Source organism: Blautia wexlerae DSM 19850, assembly GCF_025148125.1.
GTDB lineage: Bacteria > Bacillota > Clostridia > Lachnospirales > Lachnospiraceae > Blautia_A > Blautia_A wexlerae.
Genome location: NZ_CP102267.1, coordinates 2,788,323 through 2,811,127 on the forward strand (window position 1 = coordinate 2,788,323; position 22,805 = coordinate 2,811,127).

Sequence of the window (22,805 nt, forward strand, 5' to 3'; positions counted from 1 at the left end):
GCAAGTCTGACTCTCCAGAAATATTGGTAAATCATTGGTAAAATCGAGAATTGAACACAAGAAATGCTATTTATAGAAGTATTTAAGACGATTTAAGACTTTTTCTCACGAACAGTAAATCCTGCCGTGGCAGATAAATAGTACTTTTATCATTGTTGCATAACCTCGCATTTCTTAGTTTTTCTTGGTTTTTCGGGCTTTGTAAGCCTTTGTAAATTTTTGCTTTCTGGCATAACCTGGTTTATTTTCGCATAATATCGTCAGCAAAAGGTGTAAAATAAGGTGTATGTTTTTCCATTTTACACCTTGCTATTTTCAATTAAAAATCGTAATTACACAACCTGAATCCGGGCAACTTCTTCCCTGGCATCCTCAAGATTTACATGCGTATATGTATTCAGCGTTACGCTGATATCTGAGTGGCCCATCAAATATTGCAATGCTTTTGGATTCATTCCGGATTTTGCCATATTTGAGCAATAGGTGTGTCGGCATACATGCGGTGTAATGACAGGCATCTGTACTTTGTAAGTATTATTATACTTCTGAATGATGTGTTGGAAATAATGCTCCCAGTGCAGGGAATAACAGATACTTTCATTTTTATCAAAGTATAAGAATCCACTTTTTCCATCTACCATAGGTTCTGCTTTGGGTGGGTTTCGTTTTTCTATTATTTTCCGAAAGCATTCCTCTACATCTGCAGTCATAGGTATCTTTCTCGTTCCGCTGGTTGTTTTAGTCTCTTGAATATAATATCCGATTTTTGATTTTTTCTGCAATTGATGATCGATGTTGATCGTATGCTCCTTAAAATCAATGTCAGAAATGGTCAAACCACAAAATTCCGAGATGCGAAGGCCGGTTTTAAATAATATGTAAATCCCCTCATAATACCTGCAAAAATGAGGATCCTCCTTCACAAACCGCAGGAACTTTCGTTCCTCAGCCCTGCTGATTGCCTCTCTTGTCACACTGTCATTCACAACCACTTCCATTAGCTGAAACTGAAATGAATTTTTCCTGATCAGGTCATCATCCACTGCCAACTGAAATGCCGGACGAAGAACTCCTCGGATTGAATGGATGGAACTATAACTTTTCTTTTCTACCTGCTGAAGATGTATCAGCCAACATTTTGCATCCGAAATCCGAACCGTATCAATCCTTCTTTTTCCAAATGGATCTTTCTTCAATAAATTGCTAACTGTTCCGTATCCTGCAACTGTAGTAGGTCTGACACCGGTTTTTGTTGATGTATATTTTTCAACCAGTTCCAGTACCGTCATATTTCCGCCATTTGTTGCAATCTGCTCAAAATGGTCCGCCTGGATTTTCTTCTCCATCTCCCGAAGCGACAAAGTACGGCGCTTTCCTTTCGGAGTTGCATCGTTATGGTCTAAGCGCCAGCTATATACGCAGCGCTCCTTTCCCATCTCATCGACATACTTAAATCGATATCTGCCATCAGATAACTGTATTTCTCCATTGTGTAATATACGTCCTCTATGATCTCTCCTTTTTTCACTCATAATATTTTAGTCTCCTTCATCAAATGTTCATTTAACTTGGAAGACCGTCTCGGTTTATTCATTATACCACAAGACCTTTCCTTCGCTAAGATAAAATGAACATTATTTTCATTACTATTTCTTCTATTCTGTCACTTAAACTGTGCTGGCTGTATCCAGATAATCTTCAAACAATTTCCTTTTGAATCGAATATGAGAACCTACTTCCAAAATGAAATCCGCTCCCTCATTTTCACCTGCGATTTGTCTCAATCTCTTTTCTCCAATTCCGTAATATTCTGCTGCTTCGGATACATTTAAAGAATATTTCTCCCAAACAGGTATTGTTTTTTCTGTATGATTCATTCGCAGTCCTCCTCCCCTCTGTTTGTATTCAACAACGTTTTCGCTTTCTCCATTTTCATACTTGCAATCACTTCTCTCTTACTTGTGCCTCCAACATACATAGGCGTACACATTTCTAAAATACGGTCATAGATACGTCTTTTATCTAACATGGTCTCGTTTTTTATTTCTTTCAGCGGAAGATTGGTCGTAATGATCAAAGGTCGTCCTGAACGGATTCTTCGATCTATGACGCTAAAAATAATTCCTAACGCATATTCTGAATTTCGTTCCACTCCAAGATCATCAATAATCAAAAGCTGATAAGACGCCAATGCATTGATATATTCCGTTTTGTCTGCCAGTGGAAATATATCATCAATAATGGTATTGAAATTTGTCATCTTTACCATTACTTCTTGCTTAAGAAGTTCATTGGCAATGCACCCCGCAATAAAACTTTTCCCGGTACCAACCGGTCCCCAGAACAAACAGCCTATATGATTTCTTTTCATTTCCTCCCAGTTATCAACATATTTTTTTGCTCTATGCATTACCGTATCTGACATATCTGCATTCTCAAATGTCCACTCTTCCATTCTGCTCTCGTCAAAACAGATACTTGTATTTCTGCTGACTAATTCCCGGTGCTCTTTGTCTTTAAAATATTTTTGTTCTTCTTCATATACTTTTCTGTCACAGGCACATTGCCTGGAATGTTTCTTCATTCCCATAAATCCACCCTTGGGGAAAAATGCTTCTTTCGCTTCCCCACAGACTTTGCAGTATTTCAAGCCATCACTGCCTACACATACAGTATCTTCTTCTCTCATCACAAACTCTCTCCTTCCCCATAGCAATAATTTACTTCATGATATTTATTACTTTTATATTTCTCAGTTACTTTACTAGGTGCCACATTTCCATACTTGTCTATCCAGCTATTCTTTCTCGATATCCGTGCCCGGTCATACAAAATCATATAAAGGAATTTTGCAGTTTGAGAAATTCGCAGCTTTAATAAAAACTTCGGAAACTGGAAGTACTGAAGCATCTGCTCTGACTCCTTCATGTATTCATATTTGATTCTTTTCTCGCCTCATTTCTGTTTCTAATTATTGTAAAAATCATTTTTATGCCGGCTCAAAAATGTCCTTACATATATTCAAAAGATGAAGGGCATAAATACAGGCTCTTGAGGAAAGTTTTTTATTTTTCCCGCCTAAATACCCTTTCATTAATACGAAACGCTGAGAGGCATTTTTACAGCCCCCTGATGAAATTTTTTTAATTTTTTCGGTTAATTGAATATTTGAAAACAAAAAACACTCACCTATTCCAGGTGAATGCCTTATCAAAATTTCCTTATTTTGTTGTCTGTGACACTTACTCAGAAACGCTTGCGTATCTGCTAAAATGTAATTGCCTGCAATTATATTTTCACGTGGGTATGGGGACGTAATCCCCATCAAGTCTGCTACTCGTAAGTAATACAAAATTGTCAAAATGACAATACTGTAATACACGGGTGGATCTTGCTCTGGATGTAACATATGAATTCATGCAATAATAGGCCCAAATGGGCACTTTCGCCATTTGAGCCTATATATTGTATGTCTTTTGGATGCCCCTTTGAAATAGCCTCTGCTGGCATAAAAGAAGGCAGACAGTCTTGTTATAAAACCACCTGCCTTGTTGATTATTCTTATATGTTTTTTTGTATCTCATCCGTTCGACAAACTGCAATTTCTCAACTTCTTTAGTTTTCTTCAAATTCATCCAATCGTTGTTTCAATATAAAAATTTGCATCCTTATCTCATCAATAACCTTCTTAAACTCTTCGTCACTCTTTCCGGTTGGATCTTCAAGTCCCCAATTATCATCAAACGGTCTTTCGATAAACGGACATCCCACATTACAACCCATTGAAATTGCAATATCCGGTACTGGTATCTCATCAATCAGCTTACTATATTGTCCTTCTGCTTCCATATCAATTCCATACAATTCTTTCATAATCCGGACTGCATCCTGATTAATCTGTAGTTTTGTTTCTGTCCCTGCCGAATAACTTTCAAATACATCCGAAGCCAGATGTTTTCCCAAAGCTTCTGCAATCTGGCTTCTGCATGAATTATGAACGCATATAAAAGCAACTTTTTTCTTATTCATACTTGAACTTCTCCTTTAATTTGTTTGCAATCTTCACAAGAGTAAGCATTACCGGGACTTCTGTTAATACACCTACTGTAGTTGCCAGTGCCGCTGGACTTGATGTACCAAATAAAGCTACAGCGACTGCAACAGCTAGCTCAAAGAAATTCGATGCACCAATCATTCCAGCCGGGGCTGCAATATCATACGGAAGTCTGATAATTCTGCATACTCCAAATGCCAGAAAGAATATAAAGAATGTCTGAATGATCAGCGGAACTGCAATCAATATAATGTGCAGTGGATTGTCCAGCACCACCTCGCCCTGAAACATAAAAATCAGTATCAGCGTGAGCAAAAGTCCCACTGTTGTTGCGGAATCAAATTTATGCAGAAAAGTCTGCTCAAAGTATTCCGTACCTTTCTTTCTGACTACCAGCAGCCTTGTTATGATTCCGGCTGCAAGTGGTATTACTACAAATAGAACCACACTCATAAATAACGTCTGAAACGGAACACTAACATTAGAAACACCAAGCAGAAATTTCACAATCGGTACAAATGCAAATAATATAATAATGTCATTTGATGCCACCTGAACTACTGTATAAGCCGGATTTCCCTTTGTCAGCGTACTCCAGACAAATACCATAGCGGTACATGGAGCTGCTCCGAGAAGCACGGCTCCTGCGAGATACTCCGTCGCAAGATCCGGTGTGATCCATGTCTTAAGTTTTTGATTCTCTTCATACATTCATTATAGCTTTTATCATCCATTTTATTTGCCCCAAACAGCCGCTGCATTCGACCTTACAAGCAGTTCTTCCACAGGCAGACCAATCGGACAAATATCATGACAAGATAACGACTTCCCGCATCCCTCAAAATATTTCTTCTTATATTCAGCAGAAATCTCATTCAAATGAGTGCTTTCCTGTTCTTCATTCAGAATCCGAAATGCGTTGACTGCAGCAACAGCGCCTGCGAAAGTCCCATTTGCAGAGAAGTTGGGACACACTTCAAGGCAGCAGCCACACATCAGACAGCGTGCCGACTGGTATCTCGGTTCATGTGTCCACGGATTCATATAAGCTTCACTTTCAAGCCAAAGGTTCAGTTTTTTCAAATTTTCAAACAGAATTGACCGGTCAACGATCAAATCTCTTACAAGCGGAAATTTGCTTAAAGGTTCCAAGGTGATTGTAGAACCTTTTAACGTATGTAGAAATGTAGAGCATGCCAGCCTCGGACGTTCGTTAATCAGCATGGCGCAAGCCCCACATTTTCGCACCATACAGCTACATTCCCAGCTGATGGGAGTAACTATATTCCCTGAATTATCTTTCAAAGGGGTTCTACTGTTCAATTCCTTTAGAACATTGGCAACAGAGCTGTTTTTGCTTCCGTCAAACTCAAATTCCTGCCAATAACTGTCTGATTTCTGACTCTCCTGCCGCCTGATTCTTATTTTATATACCAAGTGAATCACCGCCTTTCTGGAACAGGTACAAAGGAAATCTGTATCTGCTTTCCATCAAATCTGGCTACCGTTGTTTTAAGGTAATCATCGTCATTGCTCTTCGGATAATCCTCCCGCCAGTGTGCACCACGGCTTTCTTTTCTTGCAAGAGCACTCTTTAGAACTGCCATGCCAAGCAATGGAAGATTTCCTGTCAGCGCTTGTACCGTTTGAATCCCATTTAACAACGTATTCTCATTTCTGATAACGCCCATAGTCTCCTGCATCACTTTGTTTAATTGCTTTATTTCTGAAATTTGAGACGCTGGTGGAAAATCTATCTGTGTCGCACAAGATAGATCTACTACATCTGCCTGTTCGCATGCTGATTTTGCCGCAACACGTCCTCCGTATAACGCTCCTAACAGAGAATTTCCACCAAGACGGTTGGCACCATGATATTGGGCACAGCATTCTCCGGCAGCGCAAAGATTCTGAATCGGCGTTCTGTGCTGCTCATCCACCAGAATGCCTCCCATAAAATAGTGAATTCCCGGTAAAACAGACACCGGTTCCTTTCGTATATCTTTATGCAGATAGGTCATACAATCGTCTGCCAGACCAGATAGCTTATTTGAAATAATCTCCTCCGATATTTCCGTCATGTCAAGAAATACCTCTGATTCATGGCTGACCTTCCATATCTCTCTGGCGGTAATATCTCGTGGCATCAGATTTCCAAGCTCCGGGTATTTTTCCTCCATGAAATACCATTGTTTTCCATCTTTCATGGCAAACAACCTGCCACCTTCCCCTCTGGCCGCCTCGCTGATGAGCATGCGTTTTCCACCACATTTCACAGTTGTCGGATGGTACTGGATCATCTCGCCATTTGCCAGAGGAACACCAAGCCGGAACAATTCTGCGGTGACTTCTCCTGTATTGCTCAGCGAACCCGTTGTATTTCCAAACAATCCGTGCATACCACCGGTGGCAACAATAACCGCATCCCCCGGTAATTCCACAGTCTCCTGACTGTATTCATCCCTGATTACGCAGCCACAACAAATATTGCCACACAGACGAAGTGTTAGGAAAGAATGATGGCTGAACCGTTCTACCATACCAGATGCTTCTTTCCTGCGAACAGCGTCTATCATAGCTGTCATGATCTGCTTCCCGGTATCGCTCTGTGCAAAAGCAGTCCGTTTCTTTTTCTGCCCGCCAAAATTCCGCAGATCCACATCATCATAGCCACTCATGTTAAATTTAACTCCAAGTTTTAGCAGCCAGTGCACCAGCTCCGGTGCTGCCTGTGTCATTCCCCAAACTGCATTTGGATCTGCCAGACCACATGCTGCCTTTATTGTATCTGTAAAATGTTCTTCGGGACTGTCGTTTTCATCTTTTGTATTCAAAGCTGCGTTGATACCGCCCTCCGCCATAACAGACTGTGCCCGCTCTGACGGAAGGGAGGAAACCAGTTTTACATTGCATCCATTTTCCGCTGCCTGCAAAGCCGCTGAAAGTCCTGCCAGTCCAGCACCTATAATAATAATTGTCTTACTCATAGATATTGCCACCCAATATAATATAAAATAACCGCTCCCGCTATAAAAAGAAGAAGCACCGAAAGGATCAAATAAATATCGCTCCTTCGTTCTTTATAACTAATAATTCCCAGTGATACGAGCAATGGGCGTATATTGATAAAAATATGAACAAAGATTGCCGCTACGAACAAAAGCTGAGTTACCATCTTTACCGTTGTAAAAGGGAACAAAATATATGTCCCATTCTGCACCTTTCCAAACAAGCCAATATGGAATAACAGCAGAATCAGTATTGCCATCCCACTGGCTCGTCTCGCCCAAAATATGGCGTTCTGTTTCAGATACATTTTTCCTGATTGCTTCGCTGTCTGTAAACTCTGAACTGTCAGGATGACACCAATCACCGTATGCACAACAAGAATGCCAACACCAATCCATGCAAGAAGTTTCCCTGCACTACTTCCAACTCCGTTCAGCATAAAGCTGCCCATGATTCCATGAATCATAAAAATGAGAAGCATTAAAACAGACAAAATCGTATTCCATTTTCTCATAAATTCCCGCTCACCTCATTTCTTCGCTGTCCATGATCATATAGTCCATCTGTGTTAGCGTTGTAACGTCAATAAAATCATCCGATGCCAGGAATACATCATACTTTCCACTTACCACTCTTGATAGCATCATTGTGTTACTGTACTCTTTCAGATCTACGGAAAAACCGGCCTGTTTCAACCTGTCACAGAGTTTCTTAGCATAACTGACAAGCGGATAATCCGTCTCAGATACATATAACCGAAAACTAATGTCCGTTTTCATGAGATCTGTTTCATTTGTTTCCGAATCGTCCAGTGCCAATTCTTTTAATTTATTCCGGGTGTTCTCGTTGTCGAGACCATCTGACATCATATTAATACCGAGAACATAAGAGCCTTCCAACTGTGCGGAGGCTTGAGCCGCCTTTTTTGACTTCGGTGTTGCTCCTGTGACTGCATCAATCATAGAAGGCGGTGAATGTAAAATGACACCAAAACCTACAAGAAAAACAATCGTAACAACTAACAGAATCAGTTTTCGTTTCACATTTCCACCTCATTTCCTATTTTTTCAAAATTCTCATTGCGTTCAAAACAGCAATTATGGTAACGCCTACATCACCAAATACAGCTTCCCACATTCCCGCAATACCAAGAGCGCCAAGAATCAGGAACACACTCTTAATCCCAAGAGCAATCACTATATTCTGCATGACAATCTGTTTTGTCGCTTTTGCTACTGCAATCGCGTCCACCAGCTTAGACGGTTCATCTGTCATCAGAACTACATCTGCTGCTTCAATGGCCGCATCCGAACCAAGCCCACCCATTGCAATACCAACATCTGCACGGGCAAGGACAGGAGCGTCATTGATACCATCACCAACAAAAGCCAATTTGCTTCCCGGTCTCTTTTTACTATCTAAAAGCTCAACCTTTTCCACTTTTTGGTCAGGAAGCAGCTGTGCATAATATTTATCCAACTGCAATTCTTCTGCAACAGACTTCCCAATTTTTTCATCATCACCGGTAAGCATGACTGTTTTTTCCACGCCGATATGTTTCAGGTCAGAAATTGCTTTTTTACTGTCCGGCTTCACTTCATCTGTTATCAAAATACATCCTGCATATTGACCATCTACAGCCAAATAAACTTTTGTACCTGCTTTTTCACAGGTTGTGTACTCTATACATTCTGTATCCATAAGTTTCGTATTGCCAGCAAAAACTTTCTTTTCCCCTGCCATTACACTGATTCCATATCCTGAAATTTCCTTATAATCAGAAATCACTGACTGATCAATTTCTTTTTCATAAGCAGCAAGAATGGATTTTGCAATAGGATGGTTAGAAAAACTCTCTGCCTCTGCCGCATACTCCAGAACCTGTTCTTTTGAAAATCCATTTACAGGCAAAATATCCGTCACATTGAAAACATCTTTTGTAAGTGTTCCGGTTTTATCGAACACAATAACGCTGACATTATTAAGTGCCTCTAAATAATTGCTTCCTTTTACAAGAACACCTCGTTTAGATGCTGCACCAATGCCGCCGAAGAAAGTCAGCGGGATTGAAATAACCAATGCACATGGACAAGATACCACAAGGAAAACAAATCCTCTGCGAATCCACTCTGTCCAGCCTCCGCCAAGAATGATCGGTGGCAGAATCGCCAGAAAAGCTGCTAAGATTACAACCACAGGTGTATAATAACGTGCAAATGTAGTAATAAAATTTTCTGTTGGTGCTTTTCGGCTTGACGCATTTTCCACCAGATCAATAATCTTTGAAGCCGTAGATTCACCAAATGCTTTTGTTGTCTTAATCATTAAGACACCCGTTTGATTCATACAACCGGAAAGTGCTTCGTCTCCTTTATGAACACTTCTCGGAACTGATTCTCCTGTTAAGGCCCTTGTATCCAGCATAGAATCTCCATCCAATACCACACCGTCTAATGGAATTTTTTCACCAGGCTTTACAATAATAATCTCACCAATGGAGACATTTTCTGGAGATATGGTAATCAATTCCCCATTTCTTCTTACTGTAGCAGAATCTGGACGTATATCCATTAAGTCTGATATAGATTTTCTGGAACGCTTAACAGCCAATGACTGAAAAAATTCACCTACCTGATAGAATAGCATAACAGCAACTGCTTCTGGATATTCACCAATAACAAAAGCCCCAATCGTAGAAACACTCATCAAAAAATGTTCATCAAATACACGCCCCTTTGAAATGTTCCTCACAGCCTGCCATACAACATCTCCACCAAGAATAACATAAGAAACAATGAGAAAAGCTAACTCGATAGGCAGTGGCACTTTCGCAAAAACAGTCAATGCCATACCAATGGCATAGATTGCTGCACCAGTCGCTAAACGAACTGTCAACTTCTTATCCTCATTGTTATAGGATTCATTGGCCTCCTGCTTTTTTTCCGGTATATAAGATTCCTGTACAATTTCAGAAACTTCCACATCTGGCTCATGGCTATGAACAATCGTTTCAATCTGACTGGCTATCGTATCTGCGGCTGTCTGAGCAACATTGATTGTAAGCGTCTGCTTCATCAGATTTACCACTGAGGATTGCACTCCATCCAACTCTCCGACTTCTTTTTCAATTTTTGCGGAACAATTCGGACAGTCCAACCCTTTTAACGAATAACTCTTTGTAACATTCATAACGGTTTCTTCCTGAACTTCCACATCTGGCTCATGACTATAAACAATCGTTTCAATCTGACTGGCTATCGTATCTGCGGCTGTCTGAGTAACATTGACTGTAATCGTCTGCTTCATCAGATTTACCACTGAGGATTGCACTCCATCCAACTCTCCGACTTCTTTTTCAATTTTTGCGGAACAATTTGGACAGTCCAACCCTTTTAATAGAAATATGCGTTTCATGATAATCTCCTTATAATTTGTTTAATTGTTCAATTACTCAACTATAATGTTAAAAAATATTATTTCTGCCAAAGATGCTCAAATCCCTTGTCAATAATCTCTTTCACATGATCATCTGCCAGTGAGTAGTAAACTATCTGTGCTTCTTTACGGAATTTTACCAGATTCGCAAGGCGTAATGCCTTTAACTGATGCGAAATTGCAGATTTTGTTACCCCCAGTAGCACTGCAAGATCACATACACACATCTCACTCTGTTCTAGAGCGTGTAAGATTTGTACTCTAGTTCCATCTCCAAATAGCTTAAACAAAGAAGCCAACTGGATATAATCATCTTTTGGCTGCATCTTGGATTTCACATCATTCACAATATCCTCATGAATTACATCGCAATTACAAATATAAGACGTTTTTGGCATATATTCACCTCCAAATAATAATAGTTGAACAATTACTCAACTATTATTATACTTATTTTTAAATTCATGTCAATAAGCTGATGTTAGTTCCCCATAAATTTTACAATTAAAACCAGCTCTTTATTCTTTTCTTAATCTTTTTTCCCAGTATACCGTTTTGGCTTTCTTGTCACACTTCCTGTAAATTCCAAATTTGTAACGCTGAGTTTATATGTAATTGTCATGGTTTCCATATTTTTTAGAACACATACCATTTCATTCGTTAATTCCGGCAAGCGTTTTAAACACGGAAGTTTCCTTTTGGCATTTGCATATACATGTCTTGCGTCAAAATAGAACTGATTATTTGTAAGAATAGATTTTTTTGCATTCTTATAAAAATCCTTGGTCGAAAGTCTTGTCTCCACTCCTGTTAAATGTAGAAAGTGATCTATTGGAAAAGAAACTTCAAAATATTCATCTCCACAAACATACAGAAATGTTTTACCTGCCAAATTTTGGAAATATACGATTTCCGCCTCTGTAATACCTTGTCGTATTGCGTTTTTCTTATCTACCTTTGTTGCCACTTATACCTCACATGCAAAAAAGAGTGTGGCATTAAACCACACTTTTCTGAGAATTACTTTTGTAAAAGAGTTTTCTGCTGGTTGTCAGCCTCGATACCCAGTTAAGATACCCATAACGACGTTAAAATCATTAAGTCCCCCACGTGGACTACAGCTTTATCCAAGCTACCAGGCTCGATGCCCAGTTAAGACATCTAATGAGATGGAAGTTTACCCTGCTCCATCTGCAGCCCAACTTTTAACGATGCTCTTACATCGAGAACATTTCTGTTCTTGATTTTATTATACTCAATCATAAAAAAAATCAACACAGATTAGCAAATTTTATTATATTATTCCGATCCGGTCTTCCAAAGGTATAAATAAGGTGTAAATTATTGGTTAATTCCCAAGAAATCCAATAAAATCAAGGCTTTCACGGCATCCATTAAACATTGCCGTGGCAGACAAATAACACTCTTATCATTGCTTAAAACTCCTTGAAATGCTGTATTTACGCTGTTTACAGGCATTTTCCGATAATCGTGAACCTCACATGGCTAAAGTCACGTGCTTCCAGACGCTTTAGGCGTCAGACTGAATATCGGCGGATACGCCTGTAACTTAGGTCTGCACAGTTATGTGCTTTTTCCATGCCGGATACGGCAGGTTCCCACATTACAGGTAATCCGCTGTATATCTGCCTGTGTTTATGCTACTTTTAAGATCTCCATTTGCAGATGAAGTTCTCTTAAGTCAGCATAAACACATGAGGTTCTACGCTTTACAGGAGGGACTTTTGCCTCCAGTAAAGACCTTTCCGTTGCCGGAAGGGATTTTAAAAGTTCCCTTATAAAATATCTCGCCCCTATATTATAGGATGCTGACAGGTCACAATTATATCGTTTTCCTGTCTGGAAAGTACAGAGGCTGTGATTTTCCCAGTCACGTGTTACCGCCCCGGAACCATCATAAGCCAATCTGCTGGTATTCCATGCGCAGATCCTGGATACCCGCATCCCTTTCCTGTGTGCCTGATGTTCACAACACTTCTGGATATCTCTTTTTCTCCACAGGTGCAGTTTCTGTTTTTTCTTTCCCGATATCTTCCCCTGCATCTCCAGATACTCGAACACGATCACATCTGCATGGTTTTCTTCCGCATATCTTACAATCGCACCTGCAATCTTTTTACCCAGTTCTGTGTTCAGACGTTTCGTATATGCCCATCTTCCCTGTGTCTGCGCAGAGCCATGTTCCCTCTGGGATCTGCGGATCCGTCCCAGTGTGCGGTACATCCGGTCTTTTTCACTGGGATGATCTATGAATCTTCTTCCCAGGACAGTTCCGTCTGCCCGCATGATCGTACAGACTGCATCGGTATTGATCCCTAAGTCCACGCTGCAGATGATCTGTTCTTTCACAGGTGTTTTGGTAAGTGTTACTTCCTCTTTATAGGAAAAACGCAAAAAATACTTCTGGTGTCTCTTTTCCAGAGTCGGGGCAGATGCCTTTTTCCCTGACCAGCATTTTCTCAGATATTCCATATCCGTATGATCCAGACGTACACAGGACCATTTCCAGTCATGACCGTCATAGAGTTTCAGGTATGCTTCGTCTTTCCCTTCTGCGCCTTCACGATACATGACATCACGGTAGAAGACCGGCATGGCGTGGTTTTCATATACAAGCTTTGGTTTCCCGCTCTTTCCGTCGGTCTTTTCCCATAGATCCAGCCGTGTTTTATAAGAGGATACTGTCCCCAGTGCATGCTGGATGGCAGATCTGCGCAGATAGGAAGGCATCTTTGGGAACCGGATATCAAAATCAAAACAGGCATGGTTTTTCTTCGTAGTATGTACCAGATGTTCTGCAGCATTAAAACGCCTCTTTGCATCCGGGATTTCTGCTAATCCTTCCCATACCTTCACATAAATCCCAATCAGATAGCTGACAGCAGAACGGTAGATTTCCAGTGTCTGGCGGATCGGGATATTCTGTTTTCGTAATTCCACACCATAACTGGATATTATCTGCATTTTTATTTCTCCCTGATAACTCTTTTCTCAGATTCTGTTGTTTTTTCTACTACCTATGGTTATATTTTAGCACATATAGTGCCAAAAGTAAACATGCGTTCTTTCTTTGAGTAAAAAATTTGCGCGTCTAACTCATCACTACTACAATATATTTATGGGTAATCCCCTTACTTCCAGTAAGGATTTATCCATCTCATTACTTAAACTGTTAGAATGTAGGATGCAATGGTATATCGACTTCATCACTTGGACCTCGCGTCCGTACTTTAGACTGATAACCGGCTCCTCATTCACAGTGTTCGTTTTATGCAGGTTGAATCACATTAGGTGCATTCGTGTCACACACAGTAGTTTGAACAGGTAATGAGTAAAACTGGTATTTATCCATTGTAATATTTTTTAAGGAGTGATAAATTTATGAACGCAGTAGGTATCGATGTTTCAAAAGGTAAAAGTATGGTTACAATTCTGAGACCATTTGGGGAGATTGTATCCTCTCCTTTTGAGATTAAGCACACATCCAGTGATATCCATTCACTTATTAAACTTATTCATTCTATCGAAGGTGAATCCCGGGTTGTAATGGAACATACCGGCCGCTACTACGAAGCACTTGCTCACCAGCTTTCAGCAGCAGATCTCTTTGTCAGTGCTGTTAATCCCAAGTTGGTCAAAGATTTTAATAACGATTCTCTTCGCAAGATCAAGTCCGACAAAGCTGATTCTGTCAAGATTGCCCGCTACGCTCTAAAGTAACGAGAATGCGACGCGCAATTATTCAAAAATCAAATAGACTTTCCAAAACTTCATCTTTAGAAGTATAGTAACAATATTTTTCCTTAAAATCAATAATAATACTTCATCTTTAGAAATTTTCGAGGATCAGAATGATTATTTATTGGGATAAAAAAACGAACAGCAAAAACAGAATAGGACAACGGGTAAAAGAATTACGAAAGGCTCATAATCTTACTCAGAAAACGCTCGCTGCCAAATTACAACTTGCAGGATATGATTTTAATGATCTGGCAATCCTGCGAATATCTTCTCGGTCTGACGGACGCTCCTGCAAAATAATTCAATTGTATTGCTGCCCATTCTATGCTAAACTATGGATAGATACTTCTGAACAACATACACTATTTATAAACCGTATGATTGGAGTGATTTTATGGAATTAACAAAAAAAGTCCCTACAACCGATAAAAACCAGGAAAACAATCATCTTCTCCGCATGTTAGACCGGGGAATTGATGATATGGAAGCTGGTCGTGAATTGCCACTGGAAGATGCTTTTCGCAAAATCACAGAATTAAGGGATGCACGAAGAAATGCAAGAATATAAAATTATTTTAACCTGGGAAGCAATTTACGATGTCACAGACATTGCAGATTATATTGAAGAAGAATTCGGCCAGCAACGTGCTGACCGTTTTCAATCTGATCTGAAAGAACAAATGCAGAATTTAGGCCAGTTCAGTACTGCCTTTCCCCGAACTCAAATTCTGTACAGAGGATATTCCATACATAAAAGATCTTTTCCGCCATCTATTATTTTTTATATTATAATGGAAGAAACAAAAGAGATTCATATTCTCCGAGTGCTGCGCCATGAACGAGATTGGGAAAATATCCTGTTGCAAAGATCAACTTATACATATCCAGAATGAATACCTGGGAGCCGATCAGAGATTTTTCTGAAAGGCTTCCTTTTTAATTTTAATTACTTCCCACTGTCAATTAAATCATAACTCATATCCAGAAAATCTAGCGTCTTAGCTTCACTGACAGATTCATCCAAAAGAATCGTAATCCAGTGTCGCTTATTCATATGATACCCCGGTAAAAATCCATACGTTTGAATTAACATCCCAACCAGATCAGGGTCACATTTTACATCCAGGATATTAATTTTTCCATCTTCTTCTAATCCCAGTGTTTTCTTTTCCACTGCCATAATTATAGCATACCATTTTCCATTTTTATGTCGAAGCACCGCAGAATCAGGATCTTTTTTCCATAAATATTCCGGTTCCGTTCCATATTGCTCTTTCACATATTGAAAAATTTCCTCACGTTTCAAATTTATCCCTCACTTACGATTTCTTGCTCTGATTATACGCTATCAGGATTATATTCTCAACCACTTCTCACAGTTCCATTTATGTTTTATAGCTTTTGCATAGCCTGCTTTGCAGGCTACACCCCAAAAGAAGCAAGCACTGCCAGTGTCATGACAACTGGCTCATTTTGTCAAATTCCCTTTCCGGTTCATTCTACCAAAATGTATCAGGGAGTATCCCTGGCCCTCTCATATTTTATAATTTCTTAATTTGACGCTTTCACCCAGTCCTGTTAAAATAACTTACAGATACATCTGTCCAAACCAACAAAAAAACAAGTACCATAACTGTCATAGCCGAACTGGTTAGACAGTTTTTTTGTACTCTTTTTTATAGAAAAAAACGAATTGGAGGATTTCAATGAGCAAACGTACCAGAATTCATCCCGTACAATTTTATTTGAATGATGACGAACAATACATTTTAGAAGAAAAATATCGTCTTTCCAGGATGAAAAGCAAATCTGCCTTTCTACGGAAAATGATCTTATATGGATTTGTATATGAAGTAGACTACTCTCATATCCGAAAAATGAATACCCTGCTGGGCAATATCAGCAGCAATTTGAATCAGATCACCCATCGTATAAACAGTAGCAATACAGTTTACCAAAAGGACCTGGACGATATAAAGGAGTTAATGGAAAAAATATGGCAGTTACAAAAATCCATGGTATCAAAACAACCGTTGATAAAGCAATAGAATACATCTGCAATCCAGATAAAACTGACCAGAATCTATATATTTCTTCCTTTGCCTGCTCTCCCGAAACAGCCGCTCTTGACTTTAAATACACTTTGGATCATACACATGACTGCAGAGATCCGCACAATACAAATAAGGCATTTCATCTGATTCAGGCATTTTCCCCTGGTGAAGTTTCCTATGAAGAAGCCCATCAAATCGGCAGAGAACTTGCGGATCGCTTGCTGGAGGGAAAATACTCCTATGTTCTGACAACACACACTGATAAAGGTCATGTACATAACCATTTAATTTTCTGTTCTGCAGATAACATCACTTTTTCTCATTACCATGACTGTAAAAAGAATTACTGGAAAATACGAAATCTCAGCGACACTTTATGCCAGGAACATAACCTGTCCACAATTATGCCAAATGGTAAAAAGGGAATGAAATACAATGAATGGGCTGCAAATAAATCTGAATCCAGTAAAAAAACGCAGCTGCGAAAAGATATAAACCAGACAATCCGAATCGTTTCCACTTATTCAGAATTTCTTACATTTATGGAAGCTAAAGGATATGAAATAAAAAACGCAGAATTTGGCGAAAACAGCAGAAAATACATTACCTTTCGTTCTCCCGATATGTCCCGTCCAGTGCGTGGAAGTGCTAAATCTTTAGGAAAAAACTTTACTAAGGAACGTATCAAAGAACGCATTAATAATAAGCTTCACAGAACTACTGTTCCTTCTGTTCGTAATAAGTTAATAGACACCAACACTCCCAATATAGCAGGAAACATTGGACTTCAGAAATGGGCAAATAAGGAAAATTTAAAAATTGTCTCTGCTGAATATAACAAGATGCTCACACATAATCTACATAATTTTTCAGAACTTGAAGACCGCATAGCCTTGTTACATATGCAGCAAAAAGAGGTAAATACCTCTGTTGTTTCTCTCGAGTCTCAGATACGTCATCTTCGAGAAATGCTAAAATATGCCAAACAATATCAGAAAAATAAAATTTACGATGACCATTATAAAAGTTCCAAAGATCCGGATCGTTATTTCCGTAAATATGAATCTCAAATTATTCTTTTCGCTGGTGCTGAACATATTTTACAGGAAAATGGCATGGACCTGAAGCATCTTAATACCAATAAGTTACAGGAGCAACTTTCAGATCTTATTTCCCAAAAAAAATCACTAAATACTCAATATGTTTCTTTTAAGCAAGAAATAAAAGAGTTGGAATTGATACATCAAAATCTGTCCAAATATCTCAAACAGGATGCTCCTGAAATACAAAGATCTTCTCATAACAAACTCCCTTCTTTGTAAAACCATAATAATAGGCAGCGATTTCACTTGCTGCCTAAATTCCCGTTAAACCGATATCCTACACCTCGTACTGTTTGTATATATAATGGTTGTCCAGGATCATCTTCTATTTTTTCTCTGATATTGCAGATATGTCGCATAACCACATTATAATCACCGGAATAAGGTTCATTCCATACCAGATCATAAACCATTTCTTTTCCAAATATTCTACCTGGACTTTTCGCTAAAAGAAGTAAAATATCATATTCATATTTTGAAAGATGAACATCACTATCATTCTTTTTAACAATTCGTTCCTGTAGATATATTTTTAATTCTCCAAACCTTATAATTTCCGGTATGAATTGGTTTTTATGTTCCCAGCTAGTCAATATGTTTTCACTTATGCTTCCATTAGCATCTGTGATTCTCTCAATAATTTCTATCTTTTTCACCTTTATTGCCTCTACATTATTAATTTTAGATTCTATTTATCTAAATCTTTTTTCTTTATCTATCCATAAGTCCGCGAATGCTGGAATATCCCGTATTTACGGACTTTTTTTCACTTTTCAATAGGTCGATACCATACTTAACTCCGCATATTTCCGCTTCATTCTGCTTTCAAAAGTAGTAAATCGGTAGTAATCCAGCCTTTTACTACTAAGCTACAAATCGCTGTAATTCTGATTTTACCGTTTCAAGTGAAGCGTGAGTGTAGAGGTTCAATGTGATTGTGATATTGGAATGTCCCATGACATATTGCAGTGCTTTTGGGTTCATTCCTGCGTTGGCTAACCTTGTGCAGAATGTATGACGCATGACATGTGGATGTGTCAAGTATAGGACAAAAAAAATTTTATTTTTTTCTGCCGAAGACTATCTGACGCTTCCATCAGGTAGTCCCAGCACCTTTATTATCTTTTGATAAGTCATTCTTGTCCTGCTCAAGTTATCTCTGTTCTGAAAAAATATCGTCAAAATTCCATTCGATTTCAATTTCATCCTGACTATGAACACGGATCACCTTGATAACCTCACGCAGCTTCTCTGTATCGAACTTCTGAATTCCCAAGAAATCTTTTAGTTTTATTTTATCAGAAAGTTCATTTTGTTCAAGAAGCTTTTTACTATTCTTCGCATCTTCTATCTTTCGTTTTATTTCATCCAGCTGTACACTTATCTTTTCAGCTCTCTGCTTATACGAATCACGATCTATACGACCATCTTTGTAATCATCATAGAGTTTCATCTTTTCCGAGGTCAACTGTCGGCTCTGTTTTTGCAATTCTGTAGTATTGATCTCTTTGTATTCACATTGTCTTTTGGAAGATACTTTCTTTCCTTTTTTCAACATTGACGCTGCATACTGACGGACAAGCCCAAGGATATTCTCCTCCATCGGTTCCCTACGAATCACCAGACTTCGGCACACAGGATCACCATTGGTTCTGGCATCTGAACATTTCAGCAGATGCTCTGTTTCTTTTAACAGAGAATGCCCACAGTTGGCACATATCAGCAAGGCCGGCTGTTTTTTACGTCTTTCCAGAGTAAAATTGGTGCGTGATTCTGCAACACTTCTCTTCTTTTTCGGATGCATTTCATTTGCTTTTTCAAACAATTCCCTGTCTATAATTGCCGTATGATGATTTTCCAGGCGAACCCATTCTGTTTCATCATTCAGAACTGCTTTATGGCCCGTATGCATACTGCAACGTGTTTTGCCCCAGATTCTGGTTCCAATATAAATCTCATCCCGGACGATTGCCGATACTGTCGTAGGGCTCCAGTGTTTCTTTTTGATCGTGTCAAACCTCTGGAACTGCACCTGATCCCCTCTTGATAATTTCTGCTCATCACAAGTAGCAATCGCCTGTGCTGCTGATAAAGCACAATCAAGTTATAGTCGTCAGACAGAGAGCCAGTCTTAATTCCGCATACATTTTCGTTGTAATATTCGGATGTCGGATCAAGGAAGGCGTTTGTATTCTGCCATATTTGTGTACTGCCATCAGGCAGTGTTGCCGTATAAGTGTTTTGAGATACAATTTCTCTAAACCACGAGTATTCCAACAACCGATATACTACTTCTTTCAAATCTAAAGTGGTGGTAAGTGCCTCCATATCAAAACCACTCGGATCATATAAAACTGTGTCTAAGTACCCCTGCTGTTGCAAATGCAGGTTTAAGTTCTCCATGAAAATCCTCACACGCTCTTGACAGCTTTCTGCTTGCGGCGAAAGTAATCCTCCACAATAATCAGCAACCACATAAGCTGCGTCATTCCCTGACGGTACTAACATTGCCGCAAATAGATTGTGTAAAAAGTATTCTTTTTCCTTGATTTGAGCAACAGACGAGCCAGGTTTCGTGAGTGAAATAGCACCATAGTCTGCAACAACGATACTATCAAGGTCTGCTAAAGTTGACGCATACTCAATAACAAACAGCTTGGCTAAACTTGCAGGAATTTGTGGCTCGTTCTCGTTTTTTGAAACAAATATTTCATCATCAGAACAATCCACCAAAATCAGCGATTTTGCATTATAAGAGTCAGGAAAATCTTCTTTGTAGAGAAAACCATTTATTTTATTCTTTACCTCTCTGAAATTTTCCGGCTGCATTGCCCACGGCACAAACATTATACCTATGCCGATACAAACTACAAGCAAAAACAAAAATACTCCAAATCGTTTTTTCTTACGGCGTTTTCTCTGCATATATGTGCTCACCTCCCAACACCAAAACTCCTATGTGCCATTTTTAATCGGCATAATTTGCCTGAATACACTCTGTAAATCCAGACGGATCTCCCAACTTAGCTTTATCAATATTATCACGAAGATATTTGCGTGTGGCGTCATCACAGCGATCTGTTCCCATATAAGGCATATCAAAGGCTTTTTCGAGTTCAGCTAAGGCTTTTGCCGCCCTTTCCGAATTCGTATTGTAAGTATCAAGCCATTCCTGCATCCAAGAATATTCCCAAAGGTTAGATGCTCTTGTATCGCCATATCCTATCTGAAAAGACGCTCCCGTATCTTCGCCTTCCAAAGCATCAGGCGGCGTAAAGCCCTCCGGCCAATTCAAACTCTCAATGGTCGTTAGGTATTCTTCTTCAATGGTAGCAAAGTCCGTGAAACCTCTTGTGTTTGTGTCGGAGTCCGAAGAAGTGGAGCAGCCTGCCAGCATAATCACCAGCAAAGAAATCATAACACACAATAACAGTCTGTACGGTCTTTCGGATTTTGAGATTGTTCGTTTCATTTTGTTTCCTCCTTGAATTGAGTTTTATTATCTAAGAGCCAATGCAGGCTCTAATTTTGCTGCTTTCAATGCTGGTAATAATCCGCCCAATAATGCTGTAAGCACAGACACAGCAACTGCAACAACAGCAACGCTGATTGGATAACTCGGTGTTCCCACCGGGGAATCCACAGGGAGCAACGCTCCAATACAATGCACCAAAATCAGCGAAATCAAAATAGCTGCAAGGCAAACGAATATTGATAAAATCAACTGTGAGCCTAAAACCAATGCCACAATATTTGTTCGTGAAGCACCTATCGCTCTGCGGATCAGCAACTCATGTGTGCGCTGTTCCAATGAAGATAGTCCGATATTGATCTGCCCTAATACGGAAACAAACAGCAACAAAAGCGAAGTAACCAAAAGCCCTAATTGCAGTATGGACAATACCGAATCATAGGTATCTCCAATATCACTCCGCCCAGCACTTTCCCAGTAACCGCCAATGGTATCAGTCAAAATGTCGCCAAGGGCAGAATGTATCTGTTCGATTGTCAGTCCTGTTGTGGGATGCCAATACACATTTGCATTTTGTACTTGCCACATTGCTGGTGCGAAATTGAGGATCGCCGCAGAATCCGCATAGATAGTCGGAAAATCCCTGCCATCGTTTACTACTCCGACAATATTGAATGGGGTTAACGAAAGTGTGCTTTTTACATTTCCTGCAGCATAGGGCGAATCATTAAAATAGTTTTTAGCTTCTTTGTTTATGACCACTTCAAGCGAGCCGCCCTCACTCGAAGGCTCTAACCATCTACCGGATGTCATTGGAAGATTATAGACTTGACTATATGCCTCCGTGGTGCAAACTAAATCAAAAGCCATCAGGTTTTGGTAAACATCATTCGGCGGTATTGGCGTTAAATCTTTCATTGGTGCAAATCGAATATCTTCTCCCATAGAAAAAGTAACAGCGGCTACATCATCAATGGCTTCAAATCTCTGGAATAATTGTTCCATTTTATTTCTATCGTGAAAATCGGATTCCGTTATCACGAATGAGTAAGTAGGTGACCAGCCATATACCTGTGCGTTTACGAAAATCAAATACTCCCGTCCAAGCGTACCAACTAATACCGATCCAAGCATTGCGATAATGCCTACAAGCATTGAAACACTTGTCAGAATACTTCTAAGTGGAGACAGACGAAGGTCTTTAAGTATCATTTTTAGCACAAGTTATCCTCCCTCCATCCATTTCAAAAATCGTATCACAGGTATCTGCAATATCAGGATCGTGCGTAACCAACAGCAGCATAATTCCATTTTCTTTTACGACGCTGTGCAACAGTTCCATAATCTGCGTTCCCGTCTTTTTATCCAACGCTCCCGTAGGCTCATCACATAAAATGGCTTCCGGAGATACTGCAAGCGCCCTTGCGATTGCAACTCTTTGTTGTTCACCGCCGGACAAATTGATTGGGTAATCATTTTCCTTGCTTTCTAAGCCGACACTTTTTAGCAAGCCTGTAATTATCTCGTGACGCTGTTTGGCGGTAAACGACTTTTTGGCATAGAGTAGGGGTAATTCGATATTTTCCCATACCCGCAAGTGCTTAATCAGAGAGTAGTTCTGAAATACAAATCCGATATTATTGGCTCGCAGTATAGACAGATCACGGTCTTTCAAAGCAGAAATAGATATACCATCATAAAGGTACTCGCCCTCATATTCCCGATTTAACAAGCCAATAATGGATATAAGGCTTGTTTTGCCTGAGCCGGACTTTCCGACAATGGCATAACTGCGCCCTCGTTGCAATTCCATATTAGCGTTGGTTACTGTTGTCAGCATATCGCCATTATTCAATTTGACGCTTGCTTTCAAATCCTTTATTTTGATTAAAGTCTTTTCGGAAATTCCTTTCATT

At 39.5% G+C, this 22,805-nt stretch carries 26 protein-coding genes and 3 pseudogenes; 6 read left to right on the forward strand and 23 right to left on the reverse strand.

The window, feature by feature from the left end; all coding sequences use genetic code 11:
- Positions 1–332: 332 nt before the first annotated feature.
- The 15 genes from NQ550_RS12890 to NQ550_RS12960 form a co-directional block, all read right to left on the reverse strand.
- A complete protein-coding gene (locus NQ550_RS12890) occupies positions 333–1,532 on the reverse strand; it encodes a site-specific integrase (protein WP_025579823.1) in 1,200 nt (399 codons plus the stop codon).
- Positions 1,533–1,667: 135 nt separating this feature from the next.
- Complete coding sequence (locus NQ550_RS12895; protein WP_025579822.1) at positions 1,668–1,877, reverse strand: MerR family transcriptional regulator; 210 nt, start codon at positions 1,875–1,877, stop codon at positions 1,668–1,670.
- Complete coding sequence (locus NQ550_RS12900) at positions 1,874–2,689, reverse strand: ATP-binding protein (RefSeq protein WP_008703775.1); 816 nt, start codon at positions 2,687–2,689, stop codon at positions 1,874–1,876. Before NQ550_RS12900 ends, NQ550_RS12895 begins: the two co-directional genes overlap by 4 nt.
- Positions 2,689–2,943, reverse strand: coding sequence for a replication initiator protein A (locus NQ550_RS12905; RefSeq protein ID WP_025579820.1), 255 nt, complete (start codon positions 2,941–2,943; stop codon positions 2,689–2,691). Before NQ550_RS12905 ends, NQ550_RS12900 begins: the two co-directional genes overlap by 1 nt.
- Positions 2,944–2,989: 46 nt before the next feature.
- The gene (locus tag NQ550_RS12910; protein ID WP_226852799.1) at positions 2,990–3,409 is read right to left on the reverse strand and encodes a hypothetical protein; all 420 of its coding nucleotides are present in this window, start codon (positions 3,407–3,409) and stop codon (positions 2,990–2,992) included.
- A 206-nt stretch (positions 3,410–3,615) separates the two neighbouring features.
- Complete coding sequence (locus NQ550_RS12915; protein WP_005330974.1) at positions 3,616–4,029, reverse strand: arsenate reductase ArsC; 414 nt, start codon at positions 4,027–4,029, stop codon at positions 3,616–3,618.
- A complete protein-coding gene (locus tag NQ550_RS12920; protein WP_008703782.1) occupies positions 4,022–4,765 on the reverse strand; it encodes an arsenic resistance protein in 744 nt (247 codons plus the stop codon). The genes NQ550_RS12915 and NQ550_RS12920 overlap by 8 nt, the downstream gene beginning before the upstream one ends.
- A gap of 24 nt (positions 4,766–4,789) precedes the next feature.
- A complete protein-coding gene (locus NQ550_RS12925; protein WP_009203877.1) occupies positions 4,790–5,500 on the reverse strand; it encodes a succinate dehydrogenase/fumarate reductase iron-sulfur subunit in 711 nt (236 codons plus the stop codon).
- Positions 5,497–7,041, reverse strand: coding sequence for an FAD-binding protein (locus NQ550_RS12930; protein ID WP_025579816.1), 1,545 nt, complete (start codon positions 7,039–7,041; stop codon positions 5,497–5,499). The genes NQ550_RS12925 and NQ550_RS12930 overlap by 4 nt, the downstream gene beginning before the upstream one ends.
- Complete coding sequence (locus NQ550_RS12935; RefSeq protein WP_025579815.1) at positions 7,038–7,577, reverse strand: hypothetical protein; 540 nt, start codon at positions 7,575–7,577, stop codon at positions 7,038–7,040. Before NQ550_RS12935 ends, NQ550_RS12930 begins: the two co-directional genes overlap by 4 nt.
- 10 nt (positions 7,578–7,587) lie before the next feature.
- Entirely contained in the window at positions 7,588–8,106 is a 519-nt protein-coding gene (locus tag NQ550_RS12940; RefSeq protein ID WP_008703789.1) for a DUF6921 family protein, read from the reverse strand.
- Positions 8,107–8,122: 16 nt separating this feature from the next.
- The gene (locus NQ550_RS12945; RefSeq protein WP_025579813.1) at positions 8,123–10,477 is read right to left on the reverse strand and encodes a heavy metal translocating P-type ATPase; all 2,355 of its coding nucleotides are present in this window, start codon (positions 10,475–10,477) and stop codon (positions 8,123–8,125) included.
- 59 nt (positions 10,478–10,536) lie between these two features.
- A complete protein-coding gene (locus NQ550_RS12950; protein ID WP_005330964.1) occupies positions 10,537–10,896 on the reverse strand; it encodes an ArsR/SmtB family transcription factor in 360 nt (119 codons plus the stop codon).
- A 131-nt stretch (positions 10,897–11,027) separates the two neighbouring features.
- Positions 11,028–11,465 (reverse strand): PBECR4 domain-containing protein, encoded by a 438-nt coding sequence (locus NQ550_RS12955; protein ID WP_025579809.1) that lies wholly within the window; start codon positions 11,463–11,465, stop codon positions 11,028–11,030.
- 689 nt (positions 11,466–12,154) lie between these two features.
- Complete coding sequence (locus NQ550_RS12960) at positions 12,155–13,483, reverse strand: IS200/IS605 family accessory protein TnpB-related protein (RefSeq protein ID WP_259837548.1); 1,329 nt, start codon at positions 13,481–13,483, stop codon at positions 12,155–12,157.
- A 417-nt stretch (positions 13,484–13,900) separates the two neighbouring features.
- Between NQ550_RS12960 and NQ550_RS12965 the strand changes: the two are divergent.
- The 3 genes and pseudogenes from NQ550_RS12965 to NQ550_RS12975 all read left to right on the forward strand — a co-directional run.
- Positions 13,901–14,233: pseudogene (locus tag NQ550_RS12965) on the forward strand (IS110 family transposase); the annotation flags it as partial.
- A gap of 421 nt (positions 14,234–14,654) precedes the next feature.
- Complete coding sequence (locus NQ550_RS12970) at positions 14,655–14,828, forward strand: hypothetical protein (protein WP_005426514.1); 174 nt, start codon at positions 14,655–14,657, stop codon at positions 14,826–14,828.
- Positions 14,803–15,153, forward strand: coding sequence for a type II toxin-antitoxin system RelE/ParE family toxin (locus NQ550_RS12975; protein WP_242858909.1), 351 nt, complete (start codon positions 14,803–14,805; stop codon positions 15,151–15,153). The genes NQ550_RS12970 and NQ550_RS12975 overlap by 26 nt, the downstream gene beginning before the upstream one ends.
- Before the next feature lie 53 nt (positions 15,154–15,206).
- Here the strand turns inward: NQ550_RS12975 and NQ550_RS12980 are convergent, their stop codons facing one another.
- A complete protein-coding gene (locus NQ550_RS12980) occupies positions 15,207–15,566 on the reverse strand; it encodes an MmcQ/YjbR family DNA-binding protein (protein WP_008703804.1) in 360 nt (119 codons plus the stop codon).
- A 400-nt stretch (positions 15,567–15,966) separates the two neighbouring features.
- On the opposite strand from NQ550_RS12980, the gene NQ550_RS12985 reads away from it, so the two are divergent.
- The 3 genes and pseudogenes from NQ550_RS12985 (at position 15,967) to NQ550_RS12990 (ending at position 17,636) form a co-directional block, all read left to right on the forward strand.
- A complete protein-coding gene (locus tag NQ550_RS12985; protein WP_008703806.1) occupies positions 15,967–16,308 on the forward strand; it encodes a plasmid mobilization protein in 342 nt (113 codons plus the stop codon).
- Positions 16,257–16,649: pseudogene (locus NQ550_RS22880) on the forward strand (relaxase/mobilization nuclease domain-containing protein); the annotation flags it as partial. The gene NQ550_RS12985 and the pseudogene NQ550_RS22880, both read left to right, overlap by 52 nt.
- A gap of 69 nt (positions 16,650–16,718) precedes the next feature.
- Complete coding sequence (locus NQ550_RS12990) at positions 16,719–17,636, forward strand: hypothetical protein (protein WP_416386869.1); 918 nt, start codon at positions 16,719–16,721, stop codon at positions 17,634–17,636.
- A 23-nt stretch (positions 17,637–17,659) separates the two neighbouring features.
- Here NQ550_RS12990 and NQ550_RS12995 read toward each other — a convergent pair whose 3' ends face one another.
- The 7 genes and pseudogenes from NQ550_RS12995 to NQ550_RS13025 all read right to left on the reverse strand — a co-directional run bounded on the left by NQ550_RS12995 (position 17,660) and on the right by NQ550_RS13025 (position 22,804).
- Positions 17,660–18,073, reverse strand: coding sequence for a winged helix-turn-helix domain-containing protein (locus NQ550_RS12995; protein WP_118339504.1), 414 nt, complete (start codon positions 18,071–18,073; stop codon positions 17,660–17,662).
- 208 nt (positions 18,074–18,281) lie between these two features.
- Positions 18,282–18,449, reverse strand: a pseudogene (locus NQ550_RS13000) (tyrosine-type recombinase/integrase); the annotation flags it as partial.
- A gap of 121 nt (positions 18,450–18,570) precedes the next feature.
- Positions 18,571–19,386, reverse strand: coding sequence for a recombinase family protein (locus NQ550_RS13005; protein WP_242832812.1), 816 nt, complete (start codon positions 19,384–19,386; stop codon positions 18,571–18,573).
- Positions 19,302–20,342 carry a D-alanyl-D-alanine carboxypeptidase family protein gene (locus NQ550_RS13010; RefSeq protein ID WP_020994031.1) on the reverse strand — a complete coding sequence of 347 codons (1,041 nt, stop codon included), beginning with the start codon at positions 20,340–20,342 and terminating at the stop codon, positions 19,302–19,304. Before NQ550_RS13010 ends, NQ550_RS13005 begins: the two co-directional genes overlap by 85 nt.
- Before the next feature lie 43 nt (positions 20,343–20,385).
- The gene (locus NQ550_RS13015; protein WP_008703815.1) at positions 20,386–20,889 is read right to left on the reverse strand and encodes a hypothetical protein; all 504 of its coding nucleotides are present in this window, start codon (positions 20,887–20,889) and stop codon (positions 20,386–20,388) included.
- Positions 20,890–20,916: 27 nt separating this feature from the next.
- A complete protein-coding gene (locus NQ550_RS13020) occupies positions 20,917–22,101 on the reverse strand; it encodes an ABC transporter permease (protein ID WP_025580547.1) in 1,185 nt (394 codons plus the stop codon).
- Entirely contained in the window at positions 22,091–22,804 is a 714-nt protein-coding gene (locus NQ550_RS13025; RefSeq protein ID WP_004853372.1) for an ABC transporter ATP-binding protein, read from the reverse strand. The genes NQ550_RS13020 and NQ550_RS13025 overlap by 11 nt, the downstream gene beginning before the upstream one ends.
- Position 22,805 lies beyond the last annotated feature (1 nt).

Bases quoted from the DNA above. Each gene is read 5' to 3' on its own strand.
- NQ550_RS12890 (WP_025579823.1), bottom strand. From the start codon at position 1,532: ATGAGTGAAAAAAGGAGAGATCATAGAGGACGTATATTACACAATGGA.
- NQ550_RS12895 (WP_025579822.1), bottom strand. From the start codon at position 1,877: ATGAATCATACAGAAAAAACAATACCTGTTTGGGAGAAATATTCTTTA.
- NQ550_RS12900 (WP_008703775.1), bottom strand. From the start codon at position 2,689: ATGAGAGAAGAAGATACTGTATGTGTAGGCAGTGATGGCTTGAAATAC.
- NQ550_RS12910 (WP_226852799.1), bottom strand. From the start codon at position 3,409: ATGTTACATCCAGAGCAAGATCCACCCGTGTATTACAGTATTGTCATT.
- NQ550_RS12915 (WP_005330974.1), bottom strand. From the start codon at position 4,029: ATGAATAAGAAAAAAGTTGCTTTTATATGCGTTCATAATTCATGCAGA.
- NQ550_RS12920 (WP_008703782.1), bottom strand. From the start codon at position 4,765: ATGTATGAAGAGAATCAAAAACTTAAGACATGGATCACACCGGATCTT.
- NQ550_RS12930 (WP_025579816.1), bottom strand. From the start codon at position 7,041: ATGAGTAAGACAATTATTATTATAGGTGCTGGACTGGCAGGACTTTCA.
- NQ550_RS12935 (WP_025579815.1), bottom strand. From the start codon at position 7,577: ATGAGAAAATGGAATACGATTTTGTCTGTTTTAATGCTTCTCATTTTT.
- NQ550_RS12945 (WP_025579813.1), bottom strand. From the start codon at position 10,477: ATGAAACGCATATTTCTATTAAAAGGGTTGGACTGTCCAAATTGTTCC.
- NQ550_RS12950 (WP_005330964.1), bottom strand. From the start codon at position 10,896: ATGCCAAAAACGTCTTATATTTGTAATTGCGATGTAATTCATGAGGAT.
- NQ550_RS12960 (WP_259837548.1), bottom strand. From the start codon at position 13,483: ATGCAGATAATATCCAGTTATGGTGTGGAATTACGAAAACAGAATATC.
- NQ550_RS12970 (WP_005426514.1), top strand. From the start codon at position 14,655: ATGGAATTAACAAAAAAAGTCCCTACAACCGATAAAAACCAGGAAAAC.
- NQ550_RS12975 (WP_242858909.1), top strand. From the start codon at position 14,803: ATGCACGAAGAAATGCAAGAATATAAAATTATTTTAACCTGGGAAGCA.
- NQ550_RS12985 (WP_008703806.1), top strand. From the start codon at position 15,967: ATGAGCAAACGTACCAGAATTCATCCCGTACAATTTTATTTGAATGAT.
- NQ550_RS12990 (WP_416386869.1), top strand. From the start codon at position 16,719: ATGCCAAATGGTAAAAAGGGAATGAAATACAATGAATGGGCTGCAAAT.
- NQ550_RS13010 (WP_020994031.1), bottom strand. From the start codon at position 20,342: ATGCAGAGAAAACGCCGTAAGAAAAAACGATTTGGAGTATTTTTGTTT.
- NQ550_RS13015 (WP_008703815.1), bottom strand. From the start codon at position 20,889: ATGAAACGAACAATCTCAAAATCCGAAAGACCGTACAGACTGTTATTG.
- NQ550_RS13020 (WP_025580547.1), bottom strand. From the start codon at position 22,101: ATGATACTTAAAGACCTTCGTCTGTCTCCACTTAGAAGTATTCTGACA.
- NQ550_RS13025 (WP_004853372.1), bottom strand. From the start codon at position 22,804: ATGAAAGGAATTTCCGAAAAGACTTTAATCAAAATAAAGGATTTGAAA.